Source organism: Sphingomonas sp. URJC2 (assembly GCF_059803575.1).
The window spans coordinates 1-10,323 of record NZ_JAPFGX010000060.1 but is presented as its reverse complement, the minus strand read 5'-3'; the positions used below and the strand labels follow the sequence as shown (position 1 = coordinate 10,323).

Below are 10,323 nucleotides of genomic sequence, written 5' to 3'. Positions count from 1 at the left end.
CTTGCTGCCGGTCACCCCGCGAATGCGGTCGGCGAGCTGATGCCGTGGACCGCCGTGGCCTGAGCACACCGCTTACGGAGCAGATCGAGCGCTTGCGACCGTACTTCCCCAAGAGCTACGGCATGCCTCGGTTTGATGGCCGGCGGGTGCTGAGTGTCGTTGCCCCCTAAATGGCTGACAGGGCCCCGCCGCTTTTGCGGAGGCTGCGCCGGTCATCCACCGGACCTGGCATTTCAGGCATCAGGATGGACGGCTGTCGGTGCTCGGGGCATTTCCGTCGGCTGAGCGGTATGAGTTTTCTGCGGCCGGGTTGCGTTCGAGCATGACGCCGACGCGCCGGCAGCCGAACCGGCAGCGCTGAGCGGCGGTCTCGCGCGTCTCCACGCGGATCTGGTCATGGTCTGGCGGACGTTCTCGCCTGACCGTCTTGGGGGCGACGCCAACCAGCTCGCAGGCGCCGCGCCTCCGATACCTCCAAGCCGCCAAACTTGGCCTTCAGCTTGTAGAAGGCGGCAAGGCTCAATCCATGCTTACGGCAAACCTTGGCAGTCAGCAGCACAGCCCCCTGCTCCTTGCTCATGCCGATGATCTGCTCTTTCGCTCGCAGCAGGCTTTACATCATCTCGAGGGAGCCCACGGGGAGGGGCGATGGCGACTTGGAAGGCGCTGTCGCTTCACACATTGAGGACCAAGGGCGGACAAGTGCTTCTCATCATTGTTTCGTCGCAAGGGGGATGACGAATAGGATGCACAATCCGGCATCGAGCCATTCGGTCCGGTAGCTGCCATTCATTTGCCGCACTGACGCGTCGATCAGGCGCTGGCCGAAACCGCCATTGGCGTCCGCCACCCGCTCGCCAACGGGGATACAGCAAGTCTCGCTCCACCGCAGCTCGACACAGGATGGCGAAACACTGTCATCCTTTGCGTTCCACTCGATGCCGAGGCGGCCGTCGGTGTGCGCAAGGCACCCATGTTTGAGAGCGTTGGTGGCCAGTTCGTAAGCGATGAGCGCCAACGGCGTCACGATATGCTGCGGAATCATCACGTCGGGGCCAATGAGCCGGATCTGGTCGCCGTTCGCCTGCCCGAATGGGCGCATGACTGCCGCAAGCATTTCCCGCAAACTGACCGGGTCCGTCGCTTCGGCACCCAAGCCGATCGAGTGAGCGGCGGCCAGTGCATCAATCCGCTCAACAGCCTGCCTGGCGAATGCTGCAACCCCCGGCTCGTGCCAGGCGGTCAAGCGGATCATCCCTTGCGTCACGGCAAAGAGGTTCTTGACCCGGTGACTGAGTTCCCGGTTCAGCAGGCCGAGGCGTTCCTCATATTCCTTGCGCTCGGATATGTCGCGCACAGTCCCCAGGAAGACCGCCGGATATTGTTCGTTGCGTTCTACAACACCGGTAATTGCGATCCAGCGCGCTGGTCCATCATCGCCGGCAAGACGAAACTCGAGCGAGGGCCGCGCATCCGGTGCCAGATCGAGCAGGAGAGCCCGAGACTCCTCCCATTTTGGTCTCTCATCGGCATGAAATGCATCGGAGAGTTCGCCGAGCGAGGGGTGATTGTCACGCAGGCCCATGACTTCGGCCGTCATGTCGTCGCAGACGAACCGGCCCTGGTCGGGATAGTATTCGAAGGTTCCAACCATGCCTGCACGCATCGCGCGCAACCTGCGTTCCTCACTTTCGAGGAGCGCGGCTTCGGCACGTCGCCGGTCCGTGACATCGGTTGATATCGAGCCCGTGCCAAACAGGGTGCCGCTGGTGTCCCGCAGAGGGAATTTGACCGAGATCGCATGGATTGTCTCGCCATCGGGGCGGACGGCCTGCTCTTCAAACTCGATTGCCATGCCGCTTTCGGCAACACGTCGATCATTGGAGCTGTATGGCTCGCCTTCGCCAAAGCGGTCGCGGTCGGTGCGGCCATAAAGGCTGGTCTCGGTTTCGCCGAACGCCGAGAGATAGAACCGGTTGGCGAGGATGTAACGACCCTCGAGATCCTTGGCGAAGATATAGCTCGCGGAATTGTCGAGAAAAGATTTGAGCAGGGCATCGGTGTGTTCTCCCTGCTGGCGGTCTTCGACCTGGCGGGTAATGTCGAACACGACACCGAAGAACCGGGTGACCTCTCCCTTGTCGTCACGGAAGCAGCGGCCGCGCGCTGTGACCCAGCGTCTGGCTCCGTTCGGCGCCTGCACCCGGTAATCCTGCAGGTAATCGTCGCTGCCTTGCAATGCCGAGGCGATCGCCGCCTCGACCCGCTGCCGGTCTTCCGGGAGGATCGCCTCGACAAACCGCGCGAGCGGCAGGCCCTGCGCCTCTTCTAGAGGCACTCCGAACAGGGCCGCGCACCGGTCATTGGCGGTTACCCTGTCTGCTGCAACATCCCAGGACCATGAGCCGACTCCTCCGGCAAGCTCGAGAGCGAACTCCAGTTCTGCCGTGCGCTTGGCCAGGGTCTCGGCCGCTTCGACCTCCTGGGTGATATCATGGGCATGGCTGACGACGCCTCCCAGCCGTCCGTTGCGGTCGCGCCATGGCTGAAGGGTCTGCCGATACCAGCGCGAATGCGGCTTGCCATTCTCGTCGGTCAGGCACCTGCGGACATTGGATAATGTACACGTCTCTCCGGTGGAGAAGACGCGATCAAAGCAGTCGGACATCTGGCCGGCCAGTTCCGGCCATGCCTTGGCGACGGGCGTTCCGGACGCACCCGGCCGGCCAAATGCGGCATTATGGGCATCGTTGGCGAAAATGCAGCGGTGATCTGCACCCTCGAACACCGCGATCGGCGATGTCGATGCAAGGAGCAGGGATGCAAGGTCGAGGAACGCAGGCAATGCGTGCTCCTCGCTCGTCATAGCCTCGCTGGCTGCCATGTGTGACTGGCCGTCCATCTATGCCTCGCGAAACCAGGAAGGCGAGTTGCCCAGCGGTAGTCTAGCTGGTTCAGGAGAAAATAACGATAGGCTTTGTGCAGAATCTCCGCCGGGGAAGGGGGAGCGAGATTCTGTCGTCCGGAACCAGACAGAGTTCTGGAAGATGGTGAGAAAAGCATTCGCCGTTTCAAGGTCAATATGTTGAAGAGCGCGGTCATATGGTCCATGTCCGCAACGTATGAATAATTACCCGGACAACACCTCCCGGGGAGCTTCGCTGCAGTCCGGTTAATGCGTTGACTTCGCACATTCGTCCCATGAAGGGGGGCTTGGGTGCAGCGCGAATGAGCGAAGCCGAAAGCTCCGGCCACCGGGTTGCGCAGGCAATCCGATGGGGCATCCGCATTGGCCGTTCACGACCGTAGCCAGCCGGTGAAATCAATGTCCGGTTCCGCCTCATCTCGCCCCGCTGCTTTCGGGACCCTGACGCGAAGCCCAGCGAATTCTGCCGCCACCGAGCCCGCTGACACTTTGGCTGTCCGGGAGTATCGCACGCAGGACAATCATATCGTGATGTCGTTGCGCGAGGTCTTTGGCCTGACCCAGCAGGAATCGCGGGTCGCAGTGCTCTCAGGCAGTGGGATGAACGCGCGCGAGATCGCCCATGAAATGGGCATTTCCTACGAGACGGTCCGTTCGCACCTCAAAGCCGTGTTCCCGAATGTGGGCGTCAACCGACAGGCGGAGGTATCGTTGATCATCGCCCGCATCGACGGCGAATGATCGGACAAGCGTAGCCACGAACGAAGGGGACGGATGCTGATTTGCCTCCGTCCCCATCAGGCTTAGACCATTGCAGCGGTTGGGCTGCTTAGCTGGCCGACTTTGCCCGACCAGCCTTGGCGGTGCGCTGAGCCGCGCGTGCTGCGCGTCCTTTGGAGCCGAGACCGATCTTGAGCGCCAGGTCACGGCGCTGCTTGGCGTAGTTTTCCGCCACCATCGGATAATCGGGCTTCAGCTTGAACCGCTCGCGATACTGCTCGGGAGTGAGGCCGTGACGGGATAGGTGCCGCTTCAGCGACTTGTACGGTTTGCCGTCAATGAGCGAGATGATGAAGTCTTTCGAAGCCAGGGACTTACGCACCGACACTGCGGGCTCGACGCCCGGTTCGGCGACGGTGTTTTCAGGCGCCTCCGGGGCAGCCGACATGCCTGTGAGCGTCGCATGCATCTTGTTCAGGAAGGCCGGCACGTCCTCGGCACTTGCCCGGTTATTGGGGTTATTCAACCACGCAATCGTAAGCTCGGTCGCCAGTTCGATAACGCTCGGCGACAAATCAGTGTTGGTCATATTCCCTCCATAATGGATGAGTTCTGTCGCACGCTGTCATGAGCGTCAATATCGGAATAACCTAAATGGGCGATATCACGGCTCACTGGATAGATGCGGGACCGTCTTTCCGGGTCATGACGAAGGCGCCACGTCTTGGTTGGCTTGGACGAACGGGTTCGGGTGAAATGACGCTGCAACGGGACCAAAGAGGAGCAGCGGTCACAGATTGACAGCCGACTGAGTTGCGCGCTCGGAGATACGCCAAGACTAAGGAGCTTACCGGCTGGGAGAAGCATGGCAGCAAGTGCGCCCAAGGCAGCGGATTGGCCCCGGCTAAAGCGCTCACCACAGGCCCATATTTAACATAACGACTATTATCGGGTTCTCACATGCATAAAGGGAAGCCCTTCGATTCCTAATGCACGCAACCCGAAATGCGCTATGGCAACGCCGCAGCCGAGCACTTGACCACCTCTGGCATAGCCAGTTCGGCCTCGGGGTCGACTGCATCACGGAAATCGACACCCTTAACCTATGTCGTCAAAACTCAGTTGCCGCGATCGAGAATTTCTTGGCTCAGGCAGCAGTCAAAGCACGTGATCGAGGTCTCCAGACAGCGGTTGCGCCAGGCGACTGATTACCAACCTTAGCGATGCCTTTTTGAAGGAGGTTTAGCGCCTTAGCGCCTTGTTGATACTGCCACCCAAAAGTTGCAGCCTGTGCTCCACCCACATTGGCCCGTGTTATCCGATGTTCGCCAAGATCGTGCGACGCTTGGTACCGCAACCGTGGTCCCCGCCCCGCTGTTGCCGAACGGCAACACGGAGCCTTTATTTCAGCGGGTTGTAAATTTCTCGACCCCTGAAGTGAATATCGGTTTTTAAGGGAGGCCACATGTCCGTTTTCGCTCGTTCGTTCCCCTTGGCTGATCTTGCCAGGTGGGAATGCCAACATCCTGGTAATGTTGTTCGGTCCTTATTTGCACGGTGGGCGTTTTCGGGCGTGGAAGCGACAAGCGCTGCACCGCTGCGACTTGGAGTGCGCGACGGCTACGTCAATTTCTATGTAAAGGGTCAGTCCGTAGCCAAATTGACATGTGGTCGAGACGGTCCGAAACTCGAAGTGCATCAAGCCTATGCCTCGGGCCTGCAACGCGGTTCTGTACGTGACGGCGCGAACATGGAGCAGGACTATTTGCCATTTGACGCCAACGCCCTCGCCGATCCAGCTAACTCCTCCCTGATAAATCGCTGGATCAAAACGGCTGAAACTTACGCCTCCGCCGAGAAGTGCTTTGTTGATGATCTCGTTTCGGCCAACCCGGGCATCATTGATCTCGAAATGGCGCTACCCGCGAGCGATACGCGTGACAGCGCGCGGGTAGCGCCTCGTATGGATATTGTGATTGCACAGATCCTCGATGGGACTCCTGCGATTGCATTTTGGGAAGCCAAATGTGCAAACAATCCTGAATTGCGGTCGAGCAAAGAGTATGAACTTCATGAAAATGGGTTTTCTGGTCCTAGGGTTCTCAATCAGGTTCGAAAATATGTCGATTGGATGGCAGGTGGCGACCGCACTCAGCAAGTGATTGATGCTTACAAGGCCACGGCTGCCCTCTTACTCGGATTCCAAGACTTGTTTGGCGCGGACGATCATAAAGGGCTCGATTGTATCTCTATCTGGAATTCTCTTGTAGAGACCAAGAATACGCCCATAGTCGTGCAGCCGGGCGTCGTTATCGGAAATTACTGGCCGAAGGGCAGCAATGAGCCGATAAAGAGTCACCGAATGCAACAAGCAGCTGCTAGTTTTGCTCGGAATGGTCATCTCGAAAAGCTTCAACGCAACGGTATCACGGTCTTTGAGACGAGTTCGACGGGGGCGATTCTGCCCATCCTCCCACTTGTGACGGTAGCGCAATGACCCTGACAATCACCGTTCATCGCGGCACACAAACAATTGGCGGTTCGTGCATTGAGATCACCAGTCGGGACGGAGAACGTCTGATTTTGGATGCTGGCCGCCCCCTTGATGCGCCACGCGAAGCGACCGGACTTCTGCCCGATACACTCGATGTCAATCGACCGGCGACGGTGATTTTTAGCCATGGGCATATGGACCATTGGGGATTGATTGGTGAGATACCCTCGGATTGGCCCATTTGGGCAGGGGAAAAGGCGGCCGAGATGATGCGGCTATCATCGGAATTGTTCGGTGGCAGCATCACGCGACCGATCCTTACTTGGCACAGCCGCACCAAGCCCTTTTCGGTAGGCAGCTTCGAGATCACGCCTTTCTTGACGGACCATTCGGCACCTGACGCCTATATGCTCTAGTTGAGTCCCATGGACGGCGCATATTCTATACGGGAGATTTTCGTGCGCATGGGCGCAAGGCGAGTTTGGTCGAGCGACTGATTAGTTCACCGCCCAAGCAGATCGACGTGCTTCTGATGGAGGGCACGAACCTTGGCACCAATAAACCGGTCATCACTGAGAGCGAATTGGAAGATGCCTTCGTCGCTCTCGCCAGGGAGACGCCCCGACATGTATTTGTGCAATGGTCGGCTCAAAACCTTGACCGGACTGTAACCCTGTTTCGCGCTGCGAAACGCACCGGGCGCAAACTGGTCGTTGACCTCTACGGTGCCGACGTGCTTCGACGTCTTGCCGGAGGCACCCGCATCCCTAGGCCGGGGCCGGATTTTCCTGAACTTGAAGTAATAATCACGCCTGGCGGAAAGCGTCTCTATGCGCGGCAGGGACGGGAAAGTTTCGTTACCGAAATGGCGACAAGCCGGTTTGCGACCTCACGAAAGCGCCTGGCTGATGGTCGGGCAATCATCATGCTTCGCGATTCAATGGCGCAGGATTTTGAAGTGGGTGGCCTCGGCTTTACGCCTGACGATGCCTACGCCTTTTCAAATTGGAGCGGCTACCTTGACCCGGAAGACACCAGGTCCGCGTGGGCGCGCGCGCAAGCCGCTGGTGCAAAAGCATTGAAATTGCACACGTCCGGGCACGCCAGCCCTGCCGACCTGACCCGCTTCGCAGCTGCAATTGCACCCAAGGCATTGGTGCCGGTTCATGGGGTTGCGTGGGACAATCCAGCGATTCCGCTTCCGCCAGTCTGCCGGATATCGGACGGTGAACCTTGGAATATTCCTTAAGGCAGAAACTATAGTTTTATCAACGAAGGATCTTCGATGGCGGATCAGCCGGTGGCCTATCGGTGCTGGGCATCGTCTCATGTCGGGTTGGTTCGCGCTGAAAATGAGGACGCTTTCGCTGTGTCTGCCTGCCCAGAGCCAAGCAATCAGTGGGAGGGAGTTTTTTCTACCCATAATGGCTGGGCGATAATCGCGGACGGCATGGGCGGGCACGCTGCCGGGCAAGTCGCAAGCCGCCTTGCAGTCGAATGCCTGCGGGACGTCGCTGACATGCTTAGCGATGAAGAAGGTATCGAGAGCGCATTGACACTGGTCCAAGGCGCAATTTTCTCCGCCATGCACGAACACGTTGCCCTGTCGGGGATGGGTACCACAGTCGCCGGGGTCATTCTCAGTGCAGATTGTGCACTATGTTTCAACCTGGGAGATAGCCGAATATACCACATGGGATCGCAGCTAAGTCTCATAAGCGAAGACCATGTGATCGATGGCCATGTGCTTACTCGGTGCATAGGGGGCACGAATGGCCTTGACCATCCCGAGCCGTTTTTTATGCGCGTCTTGTGGAAGAAGGGGCAGCGCCTACTTCTCTGTACTGACGGATTGACTGACATGCTGGACGATACGGAGATTGACGCTATCCTCGATCGAGAATGGCACTCACCTGCAGAAGCACTGGTGACTGCCGCACTGGATGCCGGAGGGAAAGATAATGTCACAGTGATCGTTCTTGAGCGCCGGATCTGAGATATTCACTCATCTCCAATTCGAACGCCCGCTTGCCCTCGCGCTGCCACAGCACCCGTGCCTGTTCGCGTTGTTTGCCACGCAGCTTCCCACGGCGTGGCGTGCTCCTCAGGTCACAGCTCACGCAATGAGCTGTTTTGGTATGACAAGCGCTGTTACCGGTCCCGAAGCCGGGTCGAAATTTGTGTTCGGCCGCCTCAAAGAGTGGCAGCGTGTCACCGCCTGCTAAGCCCGCTGCCCTGCAGCGTTCCTTGCTGCCGTCGATCTCGCAATCATCATCTTCTGGCTATGATCAACGAGTGCTGACCCTAGCGCGACGGCGAAGCCGTCGGGAAAGCCAAGCGGCGAGCGAGAGCCTCAATCTCGTCGCGCCAGGCCAGCTTGTCGAGCCAAGTCTGGCGAATTGACGATGCACCATAGATGGCACCAGCCAACTGCCCGGCAATTGCGGCAGTGGTGTCGGCGTCGTCCCCGAGATTGGCAGCCAACAGCACTGCGTCGTCGAAGCTCGTCGTGTTTGCCACAGACCAGATCGCCGCTTCGAGGCTGTGCGCCACGAATCCGCTGCTCGCAATCTGATCGCGTGCTTTCCCGCGCCAGCTACCGGCCATGATTGGACCGATCTCAGGTCCATATTTGCCTGAGGCAGCCGCTAGCGCATCCTCAAGGCCGGCGCCAAGGATAGCCGCGCGCAAGACCAGTGCATACGCTTCACAGGCCTCGAGGCACGCATCTGCAGCGTGCGTGGTCATGCTCTGTTGGCGGGCTACTCGCGTTACGACAGCGGGATCTTGCCGGGTTCCCCAAATCGCAACAGGCGCAAGCCTCATGAGGGAGCCGTTTCCTGCTGAATACGGATCGGTCGAGCCAGCAATCGGGTCGCCAGTTTCCTCGAAGCGGGCAAGGGCCTCGCGGGTTGCGATCCCGATATCGAAACAACTGCCCGTGGGACTGAACGCGCCGTTCCTCCACCAATCGACAAAGCGCCGTTGTGCTTCTCCCGACTCAAAAACCGAGCCCTTGGCCGCGCTGGCGAGCAGAGCTTCTCCCAGCGCCAAGGCCATGGAGGTGTCATCGGTCCAGGTCCCAGCATCCAAGCCGAATGGCCCTCCCCCGACCATGTCCGTGATGTGGGCATAGCTGTCGCGCGCCTTGAACTCGAGCGTCGTCCCCACAGCATCTCCGACCGCCATTCCGACCAAACAGCCATAGGACCGATCATAGATACGCTCGATCTCTCGCAGATGATCTTCCTGAGCCTTCGTCTCAATTGCGCCAGGCCTGACGCGGCGGACGTGATCGATTGCACTGCTAGCGTCAGCAAGGCCAAGTTCGATTAGCAGCCTCGCTGCCACAGTACCGGCCCGGCCGAGCCCGCCGCGGCAGTGGACGAAAATGCCATTCCCGTTGATGAGCGAGCCGCGCAGCCGAGCTCCGGCCGTCCGCCATCTTTGCTCGAAATCTTCGCCCGGAGCCGTAACGTCTGGGATCGGCAGATGAAGCCATTCCATCCCTCGCGCAACAACCGCAGCTTCTAGATGCGCGACTCCCAGCAGACCAATCTCGTGCTTTTCAATCAAAGAGACGACGGCAGCAGCCCCCCACCCACGCACCGCGTCTAGATCGGTCGCAAGATCACGCTTCCAGGTAAAGCCAGCGAGCGCAGGCCCTTGCTTTCCGGGACAGAAGGATATGCCGATGCGGCCTGATGCGGCCGGAAGTGTAGGAATCCGGATCGGATCAGTGGCGCTTGTTCGAAGACTTCTGCTCATCGCGCTTTGATATGACCCATGTAAGACATTATCGGTCGTATATACCTAACGCACCTTACAGGTATTGGTGGCGCAGGGGCAAAGCCCGACTTTCATCAGGCTGTTGCCTTATTGGGTTTAGGTTGGCCCGCCTTCCCAGACGGAGAGACTCGGATTTGCAGATGCCCGGTCTCGGTTCTGCGAGATTCAAAGCTGCCCGCCTTCTCGACCAGGTCGCTCAGCTTGCTTTCACCATAGGTTCGGGGGTCAAAGTCTGAAGCGAGCGCTGCAAGGCGTTGGCCCACCCGCCCAAGAGGTACCCAGCCCCCTTCATCATCGAGCTGTGAGATGGCAGTGCGGGCTCTGTTGCAAACATGGGGCACGGCCGCGCGGCGTCACCCAGTTGGGGGATTAGGCAGCATTGGCGAAATGCTTA

At 59.1% G+C, this 10,323-nt stretch carries 9 protein-coding genes and 1 pseudogene; 5 read left to right on the top strand and 5 right to left on the bottom strand.

Annotation, left to right across the window (positions count from 1 at the left end):
• Positions 1-312: 312 nt before the first annotated feature.
• A pseudogene (locus OPU66_RS14330) lies at positions 313-580 on the bottom strand (transposase); the annotation flags it as partial.
• Positions 581-712: 132 nt separating this feature from the next.
• The gene (locus OPU66_RS14325) at positions 713-2,866 is read right to left on the bottom strand and encodes a PAS domain-containing sensor histidine kinase (protein ID WP_498554335.1); all 2,154 of its coding nucleotides are present in this window, start codon (positions 2,864-2,866) and stop codon (positions 713-715) included.
• A gap of 459 nt (positions 2,867-3,325) precedes the next feature.
• Between OPU66_RS14325 and OPU66_RS14320 the strand changes: the two genes are divergently transcribed.
• Positions 3,326-3,667, top strand: a complete 342-nt coding sequence (locus OPU66_RS14320) for a helix-turn-helix transcriptional regulator (protein ID WP_498554334.1) — start codon at positions 3,326-3,328, stop codon at positions 3,665-3,667.
• Positions 3,668-3,755: 88 nt separating this feature from the next.
• On the opposite strand, the gene OPU66_RS14315 is transcribed toward OPU66_RS14320, so the two are convergent.
• Positions 3,756-4,235, bottom strand: a complete 480-nt coding sequence (locus tag OPU66_RS14315) for a Ros/MucR family transcriptional regulator (RefSeq protein ID WP_498554333.1) — start codon at positions 4,233-4,235, stop codon at positions 3,756-3,758.
• Between the two features lie 984 nt (positions 4,236-5,219).
• Here OPU66_RS14315 and OPU66_RS14310 point away from each other — a divergent pair.
• From OPU66_RS14310 to OPU66_RS14295, 4 genes are all read left to right on the top strand, one after another.
• Positions 5,220-6,143 carry a hypothetical protein gene (locus OPU66_RS14310; protein WP_498554332.1) on the top strand — a complete coding sequence of 308 codons (924 nt, stop codon included), beginning with the start codon at positions 5,220-5,222 and terminating at the stop codon, positions 6,141-6,143.
• Positions 6,140-6,556, top strand: coding sequence for an MBL fold metallo-hydrolase (locus tag OPU66_RS14305; protein WP_498554331.1), 417 nt, complete (start codon positions 6,140-6,142; stop codon positions 6,554-6,556). The genes OPU66_RS14310 and OPU66_RS14305 overlap by 4 nt, the downstream gene beginning before the upstream one ends.
• Positions 6,557-6,621: 65 nt before the next feature.
• Positions 6,622-7,389 carry an MBL fold metallo-hydrolase RNA specificity domain-containing protein gene (locus OPU66_RS14300; protein ID WP_498554330.1) on the top strand — a complete coding sequence of 256 codons (768 nt, stop codon included), beginning with the start codon at positions 6,622-6,624 and terminating at the stop codon, positions 7,387-7,389.
• 36 nt (positions 7,390-7,425) lie between these two features.
• Positions 7,426-8,136, top strand: coding sequence for a PP2C family protein-serine/threonine phosphatase (locus tag OPU66_RS14295; protein WP_498554329.1), 711 nt, complete (start codon positions 7,426-7,428; stop codon positions 8,134-8,136).
• Positions 8,137-8,444: 308 nt separating this feature from the next.
• Here the strand turns inward: OPU66_RS14295 and OPU66_RS14290 are convergent, their stop codons facing one another.
• Together OPU66_RS14290 and OPU66_RS14285 are read right to left on the bottom strand one after the other, a co-directional pair.
• Positions 8,445-9,908 carry an ADP-ribosylglycohydrolase family protein gene (locus OPU66_RS14290; protein ID WP_498554328.1) on the bottom strand — a complete coding sequence of 488 codons (1,464 nt, stop codon included), beginning with the start codon at positions 9,906-9,908 and terminating at the stop codon, positions 8,445-8,447.
• 95 nt (positions 9,909-10,003) lie between these two features.
• Complete coding sequence (locus tag OPU66_RS14285; RefSeq protein ID WP_498554327.1) at positions 10,004-10,270, bottom strand: OST-HTH/LOTUS domain-containing protein; 267 nt, start codon at positions 10,268-10,270, stop codon at positions 10,004-10,006.
• Between the last annotated feature and the right edge of the window lie 53 nt (positions 10,271-10,323).

What these genes read in the sequence shown, in the direction of transcription:
- OPU66_RS14325 (WP_498554335.1), bottom strand. Translation starts at nt 2,866, where the DNA reads ATGACGAGCGAGGAGCACGCATTGCCTGCGTTCCTCGACCTTGCATCC.
- OPU66_RS14320 (WP_498554334.1), top strand. Translation starts at nt 3,326, where the DNA reads ATGTCCGGTTCCGCCTCATCTCGCCCCGCTGCTTTCGGGACCCTGACG.
- OPU66_RS14315 (WP_498554333.1), bottom strand. Translation starts at nt 4,235, where the DNA reads ATGACCAACACTGATTTGTCGCCGAGCGTTATCGAACTGGCGACCGAG.
- OPU66_RS14305 (WP_498554331.1), top strand. Translation starts at nt 6,140, where the DNA reads ATGACCCTGACAATCACCGTTCATCGCGGCACACAAACAATTGGCGGT.
- OPU66_RS14295 (WP_498554329.1), top strand. Translation starts at nt 7,426, where the DNA reads ATGGCGGATCAGCCGGTGGCCTATCGGTGCTGGGCATCGTCTCATGTC.
- OPU66_RS14290 (WP_498554328.1), bottom strand. Translation starts at nt 9,908, where the DNA reads ATGAGCAGAAGTCTTCGAACAAGCGCCACTGATCCGATCCGGATTCCT.